Annotated in this window: 11 protein-coding genes and 4 pseudogenes; 7 read left to right on the top strand and 8 right to left on the bottom strand. The window is 69.9% G+C overall.

All coding sequences use genetic code 11. From position 1 onward, the window contains the following. Window positions 1-38: 38 nt before the first annotated feature. Window positions 39-2,447 carry a [protein-PII] uridylyltransferase gene (locus IPK37_01000; protein ID QQS01101.1) on the top strand — a complete coding sequence of 803 codons (2,409 nt, stop codon included), beginning with the start codon at window positions 39-41 and terminating at the stop codon, window positions 2,445-2,447. Between the two features lie 93 nt (window positions 2,448-2,540). Here the strand turns inward: IPK37_01000 and IPK37_00995 are convergent, their stop codons facing one another. Then, window positions 2,541-3,317, bottom strand: coding sequence for an HNH endonuclease (locus tag IPK37_00995; protein QQS01100.1), 777 nt, complete (start codon window positions 3,315-3,317; stop codon window positions 2,541-2,543). Between the two features lie 671 nt (window positions 3,318-3,988). Between IPK37_00995 and IPK37_00990 the strand changes: the two are divergent. Further along, a pseudogene (locus IPK37_00990) lies at window positions 3,989-5,334 on the top strand (IS256 family transposase). 13 nt (window positions 5,335-5,347) lie between these two features. On the opposite strand, the gene IPK37_00985 reads toward IPK37_00990, so the two are convergent. Continuing rightward, window positions 5,348-5,836 carry a hypothetical protein gene (locus IPK37_00985; GenBank protein ID QQS01099.1) on the bottom strand — a complete coding sequence of 163 codons (489 nt, stop codon included), beginning with the start codon at window positions 5,834-5,836 and terminating at the stop codon, window positions 5,348-5,350. A 1,017-nt stretch (window positions 5,837-6,853) separates the two neighbouring features. On the opposite strand from IPK37_00985, the pseudogene IPK37_00980 reads away from it, so the two are divergent. From IPK37_00980 to IPK37_00965, 4 genes and pseudogenes are all read left to right on the top strand, one after another. Continuing rightward, a pseudogene (locus IPK37_00980) lies at window positions 6,854-8,029 on the top strand (ROK family transcriptional regulator). A gap of 209 nt (window positions 8,030-8,238) precedes the next feature. Continuing rightward, window positions 8,239-9,816 (top strand): sugar ABC transporter ATP-binding protein, encoded by a 1,578-nt coding sequence (locus IPK37_00975; GenBank protein ID QQS01098.1) that lies wholly within the window; start codon window positions 8,239-8,241, stop codon window positions 9,814-9,816. Then, complete coding sequence (locus IPK37_00970; GenBank protein ID QQS01097.1) at window positions 9,813-11,084, top strand: sugar ABC transporter permease; 1,272 nt, start codon at window positions 9,813-9,815, stop codon at window positions 11,082-11,084. Before IPK37_00975 ends, IPK37_00970 begins: the two co-directional genes overlap by 4 nt. Window positions 11,085-11,202: 118 nt before the next feature. Further along, a complete protein-coding gene (locus IPK37_00965; GenBank protein QQS01096.1) occupies window positions 11,203-12,333 on the top strand; it encodes a sugar-binding protein in 1,131 nt (376 codons plus the stop codon). A gap of 213 nt (window positions 12,334-12,546) precedes the next feature. Here IPK37_00965 and IPK37_00960 read toward each other — a convergent pair. From IPK37_00960 to IPK37_00940, 5 genes and pseudogenes are all read right to left on the bottom strand, one after another. After that, a pseudogene (locus IPK37_00960) lies at window positions 12,547-13,362 on the bottom strand (IS1634 family transposase). Between the two features lie 46 nt (window positions 13,363-13,408). Then, window positions 13,409-14,704, bottom strand: a pseudogene (locus tag IPK37_00955) (IS256 family transposase). Continuing rightward, entirely contained in the window at window positions 14,691-15,491 is an 801-nt protein-coding gene (locus IPK37_00950) for a hypothetical protein (GenBank protein ID QQS01095.1), read from the bottom strand. Before IPK37_00950 ends, IPK37_00955 begins: the two are co-directional and overlap by 14 nt. A gap of 273 nt (window positions 15,492-15,764) precedes the next feature. Then, the gene (locus IPK37_00945) at window positions 15,765-16,190 is read right to left on the bottom strand and encodes a PIN domain nuclease (GenBank protein QQS02589.1); all 426 of its coding nucleotides are present in this window, start codon (window positions 16,188-16,190) and stop codon (window positions 15,765-15,767) included. A 4-nt stretch (window positions 16,191-16,194) separates the two neighbouring features. Beyond that, complete coding sequence (locus IPK37_00940) at window positions 16,195-16,416, bottom strand: DUF2191 domain-containing protein (protein ID QQS01094.1); 222 nt, start codon at window positions 16,414-16,416, stop codon at window positions 16,195-16,197. A gap of 145 nt (window positions 16,417-16,561) precedes the next feature. Here IPK37_00940 and ffh point away from each other — a divergent pair, with 145 nt between their 5' ends. Beyond that, window positions 16,562-18,202 (top strand): signal recognition particle protein, encoded by a 1,641-nt coding sequence (gene ffh / locus IPK37_00935; GenBank protein QQS01093.1) that lies wholly within the window; start codon window positions 16,562-16,564, stop codon window positions 18,200-18,202. On the opposite strand, the gene IPK37_00930 is transcribed toward ffh, so the two are convergent. Beyond that, window positions 18,199-19,008 carry a chemotaxis protein gene (locus tag IPK37_00930; protein QQS02588.1) on the bottom strand — a complete coding sequence of 270 codons (810 nt, stop codon included), beginning with the start codon at window positions 19,006-19,008 and terminating at the stop codon, window positions 18,199-18,201. The two genes, ffh and IPK37_00930, sit on opposite strands and share 4 nt — an antisense overlap. Window positions 19,009-19,207 lie beyond the last annotated feature (199 nt).

The following is a 19,207-nucleotide window of genomic DNA, read 5'->3' as shown; positions in this document are numbered from 1 at the left end:
CGTACGACGTACGACCCCTGACAACACGAGGAACTGTCATGGCAACCGTGACCCTGGCCAATCGGCGCCTGGCCACCACCCGCGACGCGACGCTGGTGCCCGGGGCCGGTCCGGCCCGCCGGCGCGCGCTGGCCGCGCAGACGCGCGAGTATCTGCGTCGGCTGTGGGCCGGGGCGGCGGTCGGGTTGCCGGCCGAGGGCGTGGCGCTCGGGTGCGTGGGCAGCCTCGCCCGCGAGGAGTCCGGGCCGCTGTCGGACCTGGACCTGGTGCTGGTGCACGACGGCCGGTTGAGCGACGAGCGCGTCGCGGCGCTGGCGGACGAGCTCTGGTACCCCCTCTGGGAGTCCGGCCTGCGGCTGGACCACAGCGTGCGCACGCTGGCGGACTGTCGGGCGGTGGCGGACACGGACGTGGCCGCGCTCGTCGGCCTGCTCGACCTCGTGCCCATCGCCGGCGACGAGACGCTCATCGCCGGCGTTCGCGGCGGGGTGGCTCGGGATTGGCGGTCGGCGGCCCGCAAGCGGCTGCCGACCGTCATCGAGCAGGTGCAGGCCCGGCACGCGAAGTACGGCGACCTGGCCGACCTGTTGGAACCCGATCTGAAGGAGGCCCACGGGGGTCTGCGGGACGTGACGCTGATGCGGTCGCTCACCGCCGCGTGGCTGGCGGACCGGCCGCACGAGCCGGCCCTGGACTCCGCCGCCGAGCGGCTGCTCGACGTCCGCGACGCGGTGCACCTCGTGAGCAGCCGTCCCCGGGAGAAGCTCGTGCGCCAGGACCGGGACGCGGTCGCGGCGCTGTTGGGATTCGCGGACGGCGACGACCTGCTGACCGCGACCAGCGACGCCGCCCGCGCCATCGCCCTCGCCGCCGACGGCACCATGCGTCGGGCCGTGCAGGCGCTGCACGCGCGCACGCTGCGGGTCGGGCCGCGACGGCCCGCGCTGCGGCCGCTGGGGCACGGCGTCTACGAGCACGAGGGAGAGGCGGTGCTGGGCGCGGAGGCGGTGCGCGTCATGAACCGACCCGGCGGGGACGCGTCCGTGGCGCTGCGCGCCTGCGCGCTCGCCGCCCGGGCCGGACTCCCGCTGGCCGCGGCCACGCTGGACACCCTCTCCCGGGTGGACTGGGCGGAGCACGTCTGGACGCCGGCCCGGCGCGAGCTGTTCACGGCGCTGCTGGGCAGCGGCCGGGGGCTCGGGCACGTCTGGGAGCAGGCGACGGTCGCAGGTCTGGTGGAGACCTGGCTGCCCGCCTGGGGCGTTGTCCGCAGTCGGCCCCAGCACGACCCGGTCCACCGGCACACCGTCGACCGGCATTCGGTGCAGGTGGTCGTGGAGTGCGCGTCGGCGCTCGACGAGGTCAGCCGGCCCGACCTGCTCTTGGTGGCCGCCCTGCTGCACGATGTCGGCAAGGCCGACGGCGGCCCGGACCACCCTCGGACGGGCGCGCCGGTGGCGCGTTCCATGGCGCTGCGGCTCGGCTTCGCCGAGGCCGATGCGGACACGATCGCGGTGTTGGTCGCCGAGCACCTGACGCTCGTCGACCTGGCCACCAACCGGGACCCGGAGGACCCTCGCACCGTCGAGGCGCTCGGTGAGGCCGTCGGTTGGGACGGCGACGTGCTGGATCTGCTCGCCGCCCTCAGCCGGGCCGACGCCGCGTCCGTCGGCGAGCGGGCCTGGACACCGTGGCGAGCCCGACTGGTGGGCGACCTGGTGGCTCGCGGACGGGCCGCCTGCAAGGCCCGCGCGGCCGGCCCGGCCGCGATTCAGGCTGTCTTTAGTGACGGCATCGTGCCGACGGACGCGGGGCGCACCCCGACGCCGGAGCAACGCGCCAGCGCGCTCGCCGGCAGGCCGGTGGTGCTCGTGAGCCCGGGCGCGGACGCTGGGTCGCTTGTCGTCGAGGTGGTGGCCGCGGACCGGTTGGGGTTCTTCGGCGACGTGGCGGGGGCGCTGGCCGCGCAGGGCGTGGCGGTGCGCCGGGCCGTCCTGCGCACGGTCGACGGCGTGGCCCTGGACACCTGGGACTGCGACGCCGATGCCACGACCAGGCTCGATGCCGATCGGCTCGCGGCCGATCTCGCCCGGTCGCAGGGCGGTCCGTCGCGCGGGCTGCACGGCGTACGGTCCACTCCCGGCCGCGCCTCCCGTGCCAGCCGGAACGCGCCGACCGAGGCCATCCCGCCGCAGGTCCTGCTCGTGCCCGACGCCGCGACCGACGCGACCGTCGTGGAGCTGCGCGGGGCCGACCGGCCGGGCCTGTTGCGGGACGTGGGCCGGGCGCTCGCGCACAGCGGGATCGCGGTGGGCCGGGCGCACATTGAGACGTACGCCGGGCGCTGCCGCGACGTCTTCTACCTCACGGACGCGCACACCGGCCGTCCGCTGGATCCGCCGGGGGTGGCCCGCGCCGTGGGCACCATGATCGACGCAATGGCCTGACGGCCGCGTACGCCGCGGCCGGGGCGCGCCAAAGGCGGCGGTGGGGCTGGGCGCGGCCAGAACGGCGGTGGGTCGGGGTCGGGGCGTGCCTGGTCAGCGATCGTGGGTGGCGTGCTCGGTGGGAGGCGGAGTGGCGGCCTCTGGTTCCGAGGCGCGTTGCGAGACCGGCCGCGTCGAGGCGCGGGTCGAGTCGTGGGCGTCGTGCCTTTGGCGCGGTAGTCGATGGGCAGCCCCCCCGCACGCGTCCGGGTCGGCGTCGACGCACAATACGACGTTGGCCTCCTGGCCCCCGATGGCGTCGCGGTCGGGTGCCATGGGGCAGCCGGAGGCGGTCGGCCGCCCGGGTGCGGTGGTGTCGTACTGGTACGGGTAGGTCGTGTATTGCCGTCCGGTGCCGGTGGTCCACACGATGGTCCCGTCCGGGGTCTGCGTCGTTGACCATTGGCCTCGGGTCTTGTGGCCGTGGGGGCGTCGGGACTTGGCCGAGAGGTTGGCTGCGGATGTGGCTCCGCCCTGGTCCCAGGGCAGGTCATGGTCCAAGTCGCACCGCTCCGCCGGCTGGGTGCTCCCTGGGGCGCGGCAGGTTCCGTCCCGGACGTGGATGGCTTCGCGGAGCCGCGGTGGTGGTGCATAGCTGGTGGAGGTCAGTTCGATGGCTTCCCTGGTGACGGGGTCGGTGACGAGTCGTCGCCAGGTGGAGCCTGCGGCGTAGGCCAGGTCCCGCACGATGTGCGCCGCCAGCGGCTCCCCGTTCGCCAGCGTCCCGGTTTCTTCGCTCAGGCCGAGCAGCGCGGCTGCGGAGATCACGATCCGCAGCTCTGCGGGCGGTAGTCCTCCGGGCAGGTACGCCAGCCACGACGCAGCCACCACCGCAAGACCCTGCCTAGTGTCGCTGGTGTCGTCCTCGGCTTGGGCGCTCGGCGCGGTCCTGCTCGTGCGATCCGACGCGTCGGGGCCAGTAGCGCCGGTGGCGCCGGTAGTGCCGGGGGCGCGCGTCGCGCCGCGCGTCGCGTCGCCCGACGCGCCAGAGCTGGTGGCGGCCGCCCGCGCCGCGGTCCCACGCGCCCCGCCGTCGGGTGGGGGTGCGTCGGCGTGGGTGGTCGGGGCGGCTGCGGGCGCGGCAGGTGCCGGGGGCGTGTGCTCGGTGCGGCCGAAGACAGTATTTGCCGGGACCGGGGTGACCAGGCCGGGGATGTCGCCGTACAGGATCAGGTCCAGCGAGACATCACTGCGGAGCTGGCCCAGAGTGCGGCCATCGCCGCGGCGACGGGCCGCGCGGGCGATGGCGTCGATGCGTAGCGCCGCGGCGGTGACCCGCTCCGCCGATCCTGAGATCAGGTATTCGCCGGTGCCGTGCGGGGTCAGCGTGGCGTAGGCGTCCCGACGGGACAGGTCGAAGTCGCGCTGTTCCTTGGCCGGGACGTGCTCGGCGACCAGGCGGTCCAGCCGGCACCGGAACGTCCGGGGGTGTCAACTCTTCTGTGTAAGGGTCTTCGGGCCTGACACGAGAGGACGCAGTACGCGTGAGCATGATGGACGAGATGACGGCATCGACGAACGGCGCGGAGGCGACGGCGGCGATGGCCGAGGAGCTGGTGGCTTCTGGCGCCTTGGACGGGTTGTTCTCCCGGATCGATTCCGGTGAGGTGCAGCTGACCGGTGAGGGCGGGATGCTGCCGGCGATGATCAAGGCTGCGCTCGAGCGTGGCCTGCGGGCCGAGCTGACCGATCACCTGGGATACGACAAGGGCGACCCGGAGGCGAAACACTTCCCGAACTCGCGTAACGGCACGACGCCCAAGACGGTCTCGACCGAGGTCGGCGACGTCGCCCTGGAGGTGCCTCGGGACCGGGCGGGGACGTTCACCCCGATGCTGGTACCCAAGGGTGCGCGGCGCCTCGGCGGCCTCGACGACATGATCATCAGCTTGTATGCGGGTGGGATGACGGTCCGGGAGATCGCCCATCACCTCGCGGCCACGATCGGCACCGAGCTGTCCCACGAGACGATCAGCAACATCGTGGACGAGATCGCCGATGAGGTGATGGCCTGGCAGAACCGGCCGTTGGAGGCGTTCTACCCGGTCATCTACCTCGACGCGATCATCGTCAAGATCCGCGACGGCGCGCACGTGCGCAACAAGGCCGCGCACATCGCCGTGGGCGTGGACATGGACGGGATCAAGCACGTCCTGGGCATCTGGATCGAGAACACCGAGGGCGCGAAGTTCTGGGCCGGGGTCTGCGCCGAGCTCGCCAACCGCGGGGTCCGTGACGTGCTGATCGTGTGCTGCGACGGCCTCAAGGGCTTCCCCGAGGCGATCGAGGCGACCTGGCCGAACTCACTGGTCCAGACCTGCGTGGTCCACCTGATCCGCGCCGCGATGCGGTTCGTCTCCTACGGCGACCGCAAGGCCGTCGCCGCGCCCTGAAGCCGGTCTACACCGCCGCGAACGCCGAGGCCGCCCTGGACGCCCTGGGAGCGTTCGAGGCCAGCGAACTCGGCCGCAGATACCCCCCACGCGGTCGCGACCTGGACCGGGGCCTGGGAGCGGTTCACCCCGTTCCTGGCGTTCCCGCCCGAGCTGCGGCGAGTGATCTACACGACGAACTCGATCGAGTCGCTGAACTACCAGCTGCGGAAGGTGACCAAGAACCGTGGTCACTTCCCTCCGACGACGCCGCCCGCAAGCTGCTGTGGCTGGCGATCTGCAACATCGAGGACCGCCGCGCCCGCGAACGAGCCAAGGAACGCGGCAAGCCCGCGAACGAGCGCAAGGCCTCAGGCCGGCTCGTCGAGGGCCAGGTCACCACGAACTGGAAGCAAGCCCTCGCCCAGCTCGCCGTGGCCTACCCCGAACGCATCAACCCCTACCTGACCTACTGAAAGCCCGACCCGCTTACACAGAGAAGTTGACAGGCCCGAACGTCCGGTAGGACAGCGCGGCCCCGTCCCGGGTCGGCGCCAACGCCGCGGCCCCGATCTCGGCAGCCAACTCCGGGGCCAGGGTGGCGGTGCGGTCGGACCAGGCCCGAGCCATCGCCCAGGTACACGCCCCTGCTGTGAGGGCGTCGCGCATCCCCGCGGCCCGAGTCGGTGAGCCGGCGCCGAGACGGACCCGCCCGAGGGCGTCGTACAGTCCCAGCCCGGTGGCCAACCGGATCTCATCGACCACCGCCGCCTCAGCCTCACCCAGAGCCCGGTCCCGCACCGTCTTCGAGGCATCGGGGCCGACCTCGTCGACCGCCAGCGCGCGACGTCGCCCCGCCAGCAAGCCCGCGGCCTGGGCCGACATCGCCGCCGCCCCCGCGGTCGCCTTCTCATAGGCCGCCATGGCATCGAGGAGGTCGTCGTCATCGAGCAGCGCCAGCCGGGCCGGGTCGGGCACAAACACAGCCCGGCACCCCTCCGGCACGCGCACGGCCCCACCCGACATACCGATCCCCTGTACGCTTCATTGAAGCCAGTTTCGTTGTTGTGTTCGATTCTAGCGGGCAGACAGGCGCAGCGGAACCCTTCCGAATAGGTCCAGCGAATCCGTTTCTATATCTCGGTCCGCGCTGTCTGGGCGGCTCATGTCCCGGCGCACGCCGTCAGTATCAAGGACACGGGCGGGCAGTCGATCCCATCGGCGTAGGCCGTTGCGACCGATAGCGACCGTTCACGACCTGCGGTTTTGGTGCCATGGCACCCAAATCGCAGCTGACGAACGGTCGCCTCAATACGCACACCAGGCAAAGCACCGTGAGTCGGTGCGAGAGTGATTCGGCGGTGTGCCTCTGCGGCAGAGGCGCTCACCCGTGGCTCGATGGGCGCTCGTGGGGCCACCCGGGGTCACCCCAGTTGCGCGCGCTTTCCTTCCGGTTTGCTCCCCTGGAAACCGGTTAAATCCATCAACTGCGTCCAGGGGTCATGCGTCACGATGCCGTATCGAGCCAGAGACGGGATGGGGGCGGGCACAACCTCACCGAGTGATCATTCGCGAGAACGGCAGTTCGACAAGCGAAGGGCGGCCGACAAGTGCGTGGCAGTCGACAAGTGCGTGGCAGTCGACAAGCGCGCGGCCGTCAGCGAGCGCGTGGCAGTCGAAAAGCGATTGGTCGCGCACCTCGCAGCGGAATCGGACCTGCTCCAGTGGTCACCCGGGCTGAGCTCATGACCCCGCGACGCGTGCACTGGTAAGCGCCCCCGACGTACCGGCGCTGTTTCGCGCGTCACGGGTGCCGTACCCGCTGGCGACGATCATCGGGGCCGCGACCGCGTCCGAAGTCGGGAAGTCAACGAATCAGTCGACAGAGCCGCCATCTTGAGTTAACTTCTTGACTGCAAGGTCTTGGGCACCGGGGCAGTCGATGGCGGGAAGCGGCGGGGAAGCATCGTGAACGAGCGTGGGCGCGCCGGAGCGGGGTCCCAGCGTGCGCTGCGGACCGCCAATACGCACCGGGTGCTGGCCGCGCTGGCCGACACGGGACCTATGACGCAGGCGGCGATCAGCCGTTCCACCGGGCTGTCCACGGCCACCGTCTCCAACATCGTCGGCGACCTGCGCGCGGGCGGGGTCGTCGCCACCCAGCCCATGACCGCCTCCGGGCGGCGGGCGCTCCTGGTCGAACTCACCGCGGCCCCCCGGGCGCGGGTGGCCGCGGGCATCGACATCGGCCGACGCCACCTGCGGATCGTCCTGGCGACGCTGCAGCGGGAGGTGCTCGCCGAGGAGGACGTGGCGCTGCCGCTGGGGCACACGGCCGAGGACGGGATGCGGCAGGCCGTGCGCCTCCTGGAGCGGCTGATGCGCCACGGCGACCTCACCCGGGCGGACATCGCCGGCTGCGGGGTGGCGATCCCGGGGCCGATCGACACCCGCACCGGGCGGATCGCGCACGGGGCGATCCTGCCGGCCTGGGTCGGCTTCCGGCCGATCGACCGGCTCCGCGACGCGCTGAAGCTGCCCGTCCACCTGGACAACGACGCCAATCTGGGCGCGTTGGCGGAGATCACCTGGGGCCCGTACGGCGACGCGGTCGACCTCGTCTACGTGAAGGTGGCCAGCGGGATCGGGGCCGGGCTGGTGCTCTCGGGCGAGCTGTACCGCGGGGCCATGGGCATCACCGGCGAGATCGGGCACATGCCGATCTCGGAGTACGGGCCGGTCTGCCGGTGCGGCAACCGGGGCTGTCTGGAGGCGGTGGCGTCCACCTCGAGCATGCTCGATGCCCTGGCCCAATCGGGCCTGGTCGCACCGGGGGCGGCCGTGGACCGCCTCATCGAGCTCGTCCGGCAGGGCGATCCCGTCGTGGGCCGCATCGTCGAAGATGCCGGGCTGGCCATCGGGCAGGCGCTCGGCGCGGTGGTCAACCTCGTCAACCCGGCCGTCACGGTGATCGGCGGCCCCTTGGCCCCGCTCGGGGACACCCTCCTGGGGCCGGTACGCCGCGGGATGCGCCGCTTCGCCTCCCCGACCGTGGGCGAACAGACCCAGGTCGCGGTCTCGTCGCTGGGGGAGCGCGCCGAGGCCTTGGGCGCCTGCTCGCTCGTGTTTCACGCCGAGCGCACCGGCCAGTGGCTGGCCGCTCACCCCTAGGCGGGCTCTGCGTGGTCGTGCAACGATTCCGTCACGAAAGCGCGACATCGGGCAGGTGCGACGGCTCCTCCCAGGCGCACTGTGAATCATCGTGCCAATCGCCGTCTTTGCGTTAACCGCTTGACGGCAAGGAATCACCTAGTGTTCACTTCTTCGACGGGCGAGGTGGCCTGGCCGCGCCCCCAGTCCCACCGGAGGGAGTGCAGCGTATGACGGACGGATCGCCGCGCGAGACGCAGGATGGCGACGTCATCCTGGAGATGCGGCACATCACCAAGACCTTCCCGGGGGTCAAGGCGCTCGATGACGTGACGATGACCGTACGGCGGGGCGAGGTGCACGCCATCTGCGGCGAGAACGGCGCCGGCAAGTCCACCCTGATGAAGGTGCTCTCCGGGGTGTGGCCGCACGGCAGCTACGCGGGCGAGATCCTCTTCGAGGGCCAGCCCGTCACGTTCCGGGACATCCGCGCCTCCGAGCAGGCGGGCATCGTCATCATCCACCAGGAGCTCGCGCTGATCCCCGAGCTCTCCATCGCGGAGAACATCTTCCTCGGCAACGAGACGACGCGCCGCGGCGCCATCGACTGGGTGGCCACCAACAACCGTGCCAAGGAGTTGATGGCCCGCGTCGGCCTGGCCGAGGACCCCGAGACCCCGATCAAGCAGATCGGCGTCGGCAAGCAGCAGCTGGTCGAGATCGCCAAGGCCTTCAGCAAGAACGTCAAGCTGCTGATCCTCGACGAGCCCACCTCGGCGCTCAACGAAGAGGACTCCAAGCACCTGCTGGGCCTGATCAGCGGCCTGCGCGACCGCGGGATCACCTCGATCATGATCAGCCACAAGCTCAATGAGATCGCGGCCATCGCCGACTCGGTGACGATCATCCGCGACGGCAAGTCGATCGAGACCCTCGACGTCCGGGGCGGGGACGTCGACGAGGACCGCATCATCAAGGGCATGGTCGGCCGGCCGCTGGAGTCGCGCTTCCCGGACCACACGCCGCACATCGGCGAGACCTTCTTCGAGGTCCGCGACTGGACCGTCGAGCACCCCGCCGTACCGGGCCGCTTCGTCTGCAAGCACTCCAACTTCTACGTACGCCGCGGCGAGATCGTCGGCTTCGCCGGCGTCATGGGCGCCGGCCGCACCGAGCTGATGCGCTCCATCTTCGGGCGCAGCTACGGCATCTACCGCTCCGGTGAGATCGTCAAGGACGGCAAGCACCTCGTGCTGCGCAACGTCCCGGCGGCCATCGACGCGGGCATCGGCTATGTGACCGAGGACCGCAAGGTGCTCGGCCTCAACCTGCTCGACGACATCAAGCGCACGACGGTCGCGGCCAAGCTGAAGAAGATCACCCACGGGCTCGTCGTGAGCGACCGGGAGGAGTACGCCGCGGCGGAGGAATACCGGACGTCGCTGCGCACCAAGACCCCCACCGTGGACGAGGGCGTCGCCAAGCTCTCGGGCGGCAACCAGCAGAAAGTCGTGCTGGCCAAGTGGCTTTTCACCGACCCGGAGCTGCTGATCCTCGACGAGCCCACGCGCGGCATCGACGTCGGCGCCAAGTTCGAGATCTACGGGATCATCCAGCGCCTCGCCGACGCCGGCAAGGGCGTCATCGTCGTGAGCTCCGAGCTGCCCGAGCTGCTCGGCCTCTCCGACCGCATCTACACGATCTGCGAGGGCGCCATCACCGGCTGCCTCGACAAGGCCGAGGCCGACCAGGAGAGCCTCATGCGCCTCATGACCACCACGACGAAGCGAGCGGGAAGCAACGCATGAACTTCTTCAAGCAGATCTTCGGAGGGGACGTCCGCCAGTTCGGCATGGTCCTCGCCCTGGTCGTCATCACGCTGTTCTTCCACTTCTGGACCGGCGGCCTCGTGCTGCAGCCGCAGAACGTCATCAACATCATCCAGGGCAACGCCTACATCCTGGTCCTCGCGATCGGCATGGTGTTCGTGATCATCGCCGGGCACATCGACCTGTCCGTGGGTTCGGTCGCGGCGGTCGTCGGCATCGTCGTCGCCAAGGCGATGAGCGAGTGGAACCTGCCCTGGTTCCTCGCGATCCTGCTGGGCCTGGTCATGGGCGCGCTGATCGGGGCGTGGAACGGCTGGTGGGTCGCGTACGTCGGGATCCCCGGCTTCATCGTCACCCTGTCGGGCTACATGCTGTTCCGCGGCATGAACCAGGCCATCGGCAAGTCCCTGACCATCGCCACCCCGCCGGAGTTCAACACGATCGGCGACGGCTACCTGCCCGAAGTCGGCCCCAGCACGGGTTACAACAACCTCACCGTGCTCCTCGGCCTGGTCATCTGCGCGGCGATCATCATGGGCACGCTGCGGACCCGCGCCGCCCAGCGCAAGATCGGCGCCGACTCCGAACCCGCCGCCGTCATGTGGACCCGGCTGGCCCTGATCTGCGCGGCGATCCTCGTGGTGGCCCTGCTCATGGCCAGCGGCCGCCCCGGCACCTCGTTTCCGATCTCCGGCATCATCCTCGGCGCCCTGGTCCTGCTCTACGGCTTCATCAGCAACAAGACGATCATCGGACGGCACGTGTACGCCGTCGGTGGCAACCGCAACGCCGCCGAGCTGTCCGGCGTGAAGTCCAAGCGGACCTACTTCCTCACCATGATGAACATGTCGATCCTCGCCGCCCTCGCGGGCATGATGTTCGTCGCCCGCTCGAACGCCTCCGGCCCCTTCGACGGCGTCGGCTGGGAGCTCGACGCGATCGCGGCCGTCTTCATCGGCGGCGCGGCCGTCAGCGGCGGCGTCGGCACCGTGGTCGGCTCCATCATCGGTGGTCTGGTCATGGCGGTCCTCAACAACGGCCTGCAGCTCAAGGGCATCGGCGCCGACGCCACCCAGATGATCAAGGGCCTCGTGCTCCTCATCGCGGTCGCCTTCGACGTGCTCAACAAGATGCAGGGCCGGCCCTCCCTCATCGGTCGCCTCACCCGGGGCAAGTCCGTTCCGACCGTCGCCACGGAGGATCCCGCCGCGGTCGGCAAGGTCGCGCCCATCCAGGACACCGTGTAGCGCCGCGCCCCGCCGTACGCCGATCACCCGACGTACGGCGTCCTTCCGGCGAGGCTCCGCCTCGCCACCCGAACCCCCTGGCTACGCCAGGGTCAACCCGCACAGAAAGATGAGAGATATGCGTCGGATCACCACGATCGCCATCGCGCTCACCGCCGTGAGCTCGCTGGCCCTGACCGGCTGCGGCCGGTCCGACTCCGGCTCCGGGTCGGCCACCTCCGGCGGTAGCGGAAGCGCCTCCGGTTCGGCCAAGTCCGGTGGCTTCGCGCAGGACTCCTTCATCGGGGTGGCCCTGCCGCAGAAGACCTCCGAGAACTGGGTCCTCGCCGAGCAGCTGTTCAAGGACGGCCTGTCCCAGGCCGGCTTCAAGGGCGACGTGCAGTTCGCCAACGGCGGCGTCTCGGAGCAGCAGAACCAGATCCAGGCCATGGTGCAGAAGGGCGCCAAGGTCGTCGTCATCGGTGCGCTCGACGGCAGCCAGCTGTCCAGCCAGGTGAAGGCCGCCAAGGACGCGGGGGCCACGGTCATCGCGTACGACCGGCTCATCAAGAACACCCCGAACGTCGACTACTACGTCGCCTACGACAACCGCAAGGTCGGTCAGCTCCAGGGCCAGGCCCTGCTGGACGGCATGAAGGCGAAGAAGCCGAACGGCCCGTACAACATCGAGCTGTTCGCCGGTTCGCCCGACGACGCCAACGCCCAGGTCTTCTTCGACGGCGCGATGGACGTGCTCAAGCCGAAGATCGACGACGGCACCCTGAAGGTCACCTCGGGCCAGAAGGACTTCAACCAGGCCGTCACCCAGGGCTGGAAGGCCGAGAACGCGCAGAAGCGCATGGACACGCTGCTCACCGGCAGCTACTCCAGCGCCACGCTCGACGGCGTCCTGTCCCCGAACGACACGCTGGCCCGCGCCATCCTGACCTCGGTGAAGGCCTCCGGCAAGCCGGCCCCTGTCGTCACCGGCCAGGACTCCGAGGTCGAGTCGGTCAAGTCGATCGTGTCGAGTGACCCGTACGCGCAGTACTCGACCATCAACAAGGACACCCGCAAGCTGGTCGCCGCGACGCTGGACATGGTCAAGGCGCTGCAGAAGGGCGACAAGCCGACCGTCACCGACGAGAAGCAGTACAACAACGGCACCAAGGTGGTGCCCGCGAACCTGCTCGCGCCGGTGATCGTCACCAAGGCCAACGCCAAGGAGGCCTACAAGGACGACCCGACGCTGAGCAAGATCACCGGCTGACGCCGCTGATCGCGCCTCATCTCGGCCGCGGGCCCCGCTCGGCACATGCGCCGGACGGGGCCCTTCGGCGTCAGCCAGACGCCACCGGGCCGCCGTCGTCCGTCGATGACCTCAGCGCCAGGTGAGCACCCGAGTTGCACAGGTTTAGTGGGTCGCCTTGTGGATGACGGCTTGGATGTCGTCGGGGATCGCGGGATGGGCGGTGATGGTCTGGCCAGCGATGGCGATGGTCACATCGCGCAGGGGTCGCAGGGTCTGGATGATCTTCTTGATACTCATCCCTGTGCTGTTCTGGAGGTGGCGGGCCACTGCCAGGGCGGTGAAGACGATGGTCAGGTGGGCCTCGATGGCGTCGCGGTTGTGGTGGAAGATGGGGCGGGCTCGCAGGTCGGCCTTGCTCATCCGGAACGAGGCTTCGACCTGCCACAGGTCGTGGTAGCTGGCGATGACTTCGGCCGCGGGCATGACGTTGGTGGGGATGTTCGTCACGTACCCTTTCAAGCCCACGAGGCGTCGGGCTCGAGCCAGGGACGCCTCGTCCAAGGACTGGGTGCCGTTCTTCGTGGTGACGAATCGTGGTGTGCGCGCGGCCTTCTCGCCGGCGACGACGGCCCGGGCGCGGTTTTCCTGCAGCCTCATGGTGTGCCCGTCGCGGGTGGCTCGTTTGCGGGAGTACGCCCACACCGCACGCCATGAGCGGGTGTGGACTGCCGGGTCCCACACCGGCTCGGGCCGCTGGGAGCTGTCATTGACGCAACGCGCGGCGGCGGTGGCCACGCGCGCGGTGATCGTGTCGATGAGCTGCCCGTCGGTGAACGCGTCTCCGTGCCACCGGAAATGCGAGGCCAGATCAGCTGGGGCCTTGGTGACCCGGGACCCGACGATGAACCGCAGTCCGGCCTCGTCGAGGCCCTTCAAGTTGCCCGCTGACAGCATCCCGGCGTCAGCGACGACCACCATGTCGCTCAGGTTGTGCCGGGCCTGGAACCCCTTGACGATCGGGACGATCGTGGTCGTCTCTGCCTTGTTGGAGCCTGTCAACTTGTTTGTGTAAGAGGTGCCGGTCGTAGTGGTGTTACAGGTGGCGGTTGATGCGTTCGGGGTAGAGCAGGGACAGTTCGCCCAGGGCTGCCCGCCAGCCCTGCAGGACGGAGCCTTCGACGAGTTTGCCGGGGGCCTTGCGGGGGGCGCCTTTCGGCGCGCCGGCTTCCTTGGCGCGTTCTCGGGCGCGTTTGTCCTCGATGTTGCGGATCGCCAGCCACAGCAGCTTGACCGCGGCGGCGTCGTTGGGGAAGTGTCCTCGGTTCTTGATGATCTTGCGCAGCTGGAAGTTCAGCGACTCGATCGAGTTCGTGGTGTAGATGACCTTGCGCAGCGCGGGCCCGAAGGCCAGGAAGGGGATGAACCGCTCCCACGCGTTCTCCCAGGTCGCGACCGTGGCGGGGTACTTCCGGCCCAGGGTGGAGTCGGCCAACGCCGTCAACGCCAGCAGCGCCGCGTCCTGGGTGGGCGCTGTGTAGATCGGGCGCAGCAGCGCGGCCATGGCTTTGCGGTCGGCGTAGGACACGAACCGCATCGAGGCCCGGATCAGGTGCACGACGCACGTTTGGACCATCGCTTCGCGCCAGGTCGCCTCGATGGCCTCGGGGAAGCCGGTCAGCCCGTCGCAGCACACGATCAGGACGTCCTTGATGCCGCGGTTGGCCAGCTCGGCGCAGACCCCGGCCCAGAACTTGGCGCCCTCGACGGCTTGGACCCAGATCCCCAGGACGTGTTTGATGCCGTCCATGTCGACCCCGACGGCGATGTGCGCGGCGCGGTTGGCCACGTGCGCCCCGTCGCGGACCTTGACCACCAGGGCGTCGAGGTAGATCACCGGGTAGAACGCCTCCAGCGGGCGGCTCTGCCAGGTGGCGACCTCCTCGGCGACGGCATCGGTGACCTTGCTGATCGTCTCGTGGGACAGCTCGGTGCCCAGCGTTGCGGCCAGGTGATGCTGGATATCGCGGATGGTCATCCCCCCGGCGTACAAGGAGATGATCATGTCCTCCAGCCCGCCCAGGCGGCGGGCACCCTTGGGCACCAACGCCGAGGCGAAGCTGCCGTTGCGGTCCCGCGGCTGATCCAGGAGCACGTCGCCGACCTCGCTGGCCACCGTCTTGGGGGTGGTGCCGTTGCGAGAGTTGCCGCTGCCGCGGCCAGCCGGCTCACCCTTCTCATAGCCCAGGTGATCGGACAGCTCGGCCTGCATCCCCCGCTCCAGGACGGCCTTGACCATCTCTGGCAGGAAGCCGCCCTCACCGGTCAACGCCACGCCACGCTCGTCCGTGGCCGCCATCAACCGATCGAGCATCTCCTCATCGAACAGCTCCCGCCTCAACCGCCGAGCCTCGGGCTCGTCCTCTAGGCGCTTCTCGGGCTTGGTCACGCTCACAGTCAATCTCCTTCGAATGGGAGACCGCTCTTACACAGACCATCTGACACGCCCCCTTGTTGCCTTCGTAGCACCCAATCTCTAGGGGAAACCCGGCCCGGTCGACCAACAACCCGACGACGATCTGAGGATCGACCCGGCGTTCTTTGGAGAAACCGACCTTGCGCAGGTCATCCTCGTGCTCCGCCTCGAAGTAGAGGGTCGTCACGTCGTACAGCACCAAGGACACGTCCCCACTGGTGGCGGCCTGGGTGAAGCAGGCGGTCGCGATCTGGTCGCGGTATCCGCGCTGCCCACACCGCTTCAACGTCGCGGTGAACGTGTTGCGGTGCGCCGCAGCCAATCCCAGTTCGGTCAGCACCCGCACCGAATCGGCCTTACTGGTCGGCTCCACCAGGCGCGCGAGCACCAGCTGGAAGAACGCCTCGTCCCCGACAACGTCGAACCCGAGCTGTCGCCAAGCTCCCTCAACCACCTCGATCAGGACCCGCGAGCGTTGCCCGACCACGACCGCCTCACGCGAACCGCGCTCTCCCAGGCCCAGATCCAGCTCGCCCTGGCCCTCATGCATCTTCTGGCGGCCGGCCTGCATCAACACCGCCAGCTCAGCCTCCGAATGCGCCGACCCAAGATGCTCGATCACCTTGTCCCGCCCGCCAACACGCTCAGCGATCTGCACCGCCGTCGCTCCCGACGCCGTCCGCACCTTCCGCAGGAACACCACGAGAAGGCACGCTACCCACCCGGTTAGTGTGTCAACGCCCAACCCCGCACATCCCTGACCAGGACAAACGCGAGCCCGACCGCAGAATCACACCCGACATGTGCAAGTCAGGCCAAGGAGGCCTACAAGGACGACCCGACGCTGAGCAAGATCACCGGCTGACGCCGCTGATCGCGCCTCATCTCGGCCGCGGGCCCCGCTCGGCACATGCGCCGGACGGGGCCCTTCGGCGTCAGCCAGACGCCACCGGGCCGCCGTCGTCCGTCGATGACCTCAGCGCCAGGTGAGCACGTGCGCGCGGTCCTGCGGCGCCAGGATCTGCTCGATGCCCGCGTCAAAGGTCGCCAGCCGATGGCCGTGAGCGGCGCACAAGTTCACCAGGTGCAGATCGGTCACCTGGCGCCGACCCCCGAGCACCCGAATGACGACCAGCGGATTGGCAAAGGACGCATTGTCGGGCAGAAAGTGCCATCCCGGCTGGGTCCGCAAGGCATTCAGCGTCCCCAACGCTTCGGCGGGCGAGACAGCTCGGCCCGTCACGGAGGGCGTGAGCAGCAGGCGCACCAAACCGATCTCGGTGACCGGGCTCGTCGCGAAGTCACTGGCCACGGCCCTGAAATGTCGATGAGCGCTGCCGTGGTGAATGTGGTGGTCCCACACGAGTGCCAGCAGCACGTTCACGTCGAGGAGCGTGGGCAGTTCCTCAGTCGTCGTCACGCGCCGCGGCCACCATCTCGTCGGTCACGAGGTGTCCGGGGACGCCATGCAACACGGGGAAGCCGGCCGGAGGGACTGCCCCGGTGCCTGCATTGAGGCCGAGCATCGCGATATCCGACAGGGCACGACCTAGCGAGACGCCGTCTGCTCGCGCCTTGGATCGCGCCGCCGCGAGGACGACGTCGTCAATGTCCAGAGTAGTGCGCACCAACGCATCATAGCATCATGCTTCTGGCAGACGATCGTGCTCCTGGTTGGGTCGTGCCGCGCGCACGGCGTAGGGCCACCTGCGTACGACGTACGGCCCATGGGCGGCGACGCGCGAGGTGAGCCGCATTCGTTAGCCTTGGCGAGTGTTCAACAGCCTGTCGGATCGCCTCGCCGCGACGTTCAAGAACCTGCGCAGCAAGGGCCGCGTCACCGAGCGCGACCTAAATGCCACCATCCGGGACATCCGGGTGGCGCTGCTGGATGCGGACGTTGCGCTGCCCGTCGTACGGCAGTTCACCTCCCAGGTGCGCGAGCGGGCCCTCGGCGCCGAGGTGCATCAGGCCCTCAACCCGGGCCAGCAGGTCGTCAAGATCGTCCACGAGGAGCTCATCGCGATCCTCGGCGGGGCGACCCGTACGATCCAGTTCGCCAAGCACCCGCCGACGGTCATCATGCTGGTCGGTCTGCAGGGCTCCGGTAAGACGACGCTCGCGGGCAAGCTCGGCTACTGGCTCAAGGAGCAGGGCCACACCCCGTTGCTCGTGGCGGCGGACCTCCAGCGCCCCAACGCGGTGACGCAGCTGCAGGTCGTGGGGGAGCGGGCCGGGGTGCCGGTGTACGCACCGGAGCGCGGCAACGTGGCCGGGTACGACGCGGCGATCGAGTACGGCGTGGGCAACCGCGGCTACGGCGACCCCATCAAGGTGGCCCGCGACGGCGTCGAACAGGCGCGCCGCGAGCAGCGCGACGTGGTCATCGTCGACACCGCCGGCCGCCTCGCGATCGACGAGGAGCTGATGGCCCAGGCCGCGGACATCCGCGCGGCGGTCGACCCCGACGAGGTCCTGTTCGTCATCGACGCGATGATCGGCCAGGCCGCGGTGGAGACAGCGACGGCCTTCATGGATCGGCTCGACTTCACCGGCGTCGTCCTGTCCAAGCTCGACGGCGACGCACGCGGCGGCGCCGCGCTGTCGGTGGCGGGGGTGACGGGGCGGCCGATCATGTTCGCCTCGGTCGGCGAGCAGACCAAGGACTTCGAGGTCTTCCACCCCGACCGGATGGCCTCGCGCATCCTCGACATGGGCGATGTCCTGACCCTGATCGAACAGGCCCAGCGGGCCTTCGACCAGCGCCAACAGGACGAGATGGCGCGCAAGTTCCTCGCCGACGAGGACTTCACGTTCGACGACTTCCTGGAGCAGATGGCGGCCATCAAGAAGATGGGTTCGCTCAAGCAGCTGCTCGGGATGATGCCCGGCATGAACCAGATCCGCGACCAGCTGGACTCCCTGGACGAGCGCGAGTTCGACCGGGTCGAGGCGATGGTGCGGTCGATGACGCCGTTCGAGCGCAACCACCCCAAGCAGATCAACGGCTCGCGGCGGGCGCGCATCGCGAAGGGCTCCGGCGTCGCGGTGACCGAGGTCAACCAGCTGCTGGAGCGGTTCGGGGAGGCGCAGAAGATGATGCGCCAGCTCCGCCGCGGCGGCGGCATCCCGGGGATGCCGGGCATGGCCGGCCCGGCCTCGCGCAAGAAGCAGCAGAAGAAGAAGGGCAAGTCCGGCAACCCGGCCAAGCGCGCCGAGCAGGAGAAGGAGCTCGCGGCGCGGCAGCTGGAGGCCCGCGAGAACGCGGCCAAGAACGCGTTCGGTGCGCCCGGCACGGCCCTGGGCGCCGGTCCGGGGGCGGACGGCAACGGTACGCCGGGGGCAGGCTTCGACCCGAGCAGCTTCGACCCCAGCCAGCTCCCGAAGGGCTTCGACAAGTTCCTCAAGGGCTAAGCGCCGAATCCCTGCTGGGTTTTGGCGCCCCGAAAGGCAGGTGGGGGTCCGCCCGCGAAGCGCGCCACCTCGCGGTCGAGCCCGGCCGCCAGACCCGACAGCCCCGTCTCGCCGCTGACCGCCTCGGTCACCTCGGAGACGCGGGCGTTGATGCCCTCGATGGTGGTCGAGATGGCGGAGATGGCGGCCACTGCGTCGCGGACCGCGGCCTGCGTCGCCTCCACCTGCACGGCGATGTCCTCGGAGGAGGTCGTGGTCTCGCTCGCGAGGTCCTTGACCTCGCCGGCCACGACCGCGAAGCCCTTGCCGGCGTCGCCGGCCCGGGCCGCCTCGATGGTGGCGTTGAGCGCCAGCAGACGCGTCTGATCGGCCACGGAGGTGATGATGCCGAGGGCCTTCTGGATCTCCGAGCTGGCGTGCTCCAGGGAGCGCACCGTCGCCATCGCGCCGCTGGCCTGGTCCACAGCGTCCCGGGCCGCGTGGCCGAGCTGCTCCGCCGACCCGGCGAGCTCGCCGGAGGCCGTCGCCACCCGACCCGCGATGTCGACGGTGGAGGCGATGATGGCGCCGCGGGCCGCCTCCTGGTCGGCGAGCCGCTGCCCGACCGCGAGCATCGTGTCCCGGGCCTGGTTGATCTCTGCGGCCCCCTTGCCGAAGCTGCCCCGCAGGCCGGCGAGCATGATGCGCCGGTACGGGCGCCCGTCCGCCGCCGCGTGCAGACACGCCTGGGCCTCGCGCATGTAGGCGTCGATGACATCGAGGAGGCGGTTCAGGCCGTCCCCGATCTCCCCGGCCGAGCCGATCATCGTGCGCGTGTCGACGCGCACCTCCAGGTCGCCGGCCCCGGCGCGGTTCACCACGTCGCTGACGTGCGCGATGCAGGCGTCGAGCGAGGCGCCCTGCGGCTCTCGGGCCTCGCCGCGCGGGAGCGGGCTGCCGCCCGAAGACCGGTCAAGCGCGTGCGTAGCCCCACGGTCAGGCCGCCTTTCGTCCGAGGTCGATGAG

Origin of the sequence: Austwickia sp., assembly GCA_016699675.1 — a bacterium.
GTDB lineage: Bacteria > Actinomycetota > Actinomycetes > Actinomycetales > Dermatophilaceae > Austwickia.
Note: the sequence above shows the minus strand (reverse complement) of the source record. Positions and strands in the feature narration are given on the sequence as shown.

Bases quoted from the DNA above. Each gene is read 5' to 3' on its own strand.
- IPK37_01000 (QQS01101.1), top strand. From the start codon at position 39: ATGGCAACCGTGACCCTGGCCAATCGGCGCCTGGCCACCACCCGCGAC.
- IPK37_00975 (QQS01098.1), top strand. From the start codon at position 8,239: ATGACGGACGGATCGCCGCGCGAGACGCAGGATGGCGACGTCATCCTG.
- IPK37_00970 (QQS01097.1), top strand. From the start codon at position 9,813: ATGAACTTCTTCAAGCAGATCTTCGGAGGGGACGTCCGCCAGTTCGGC.
- IPK37_00965 (QQS01096.1), top strand. From the start codon at position 11,203: ATGCGTCGGATCACCACGATCGCCATCGCGCTCACCGCCGTGAGCTCG.
- IPK37_00930 (QQS02588.1), bottom strand. From the start codon at position 19,008: ATGATCGGCTCGGCCGGGGAGATCGGGGACGGCCTGAACCGCCTCCTC.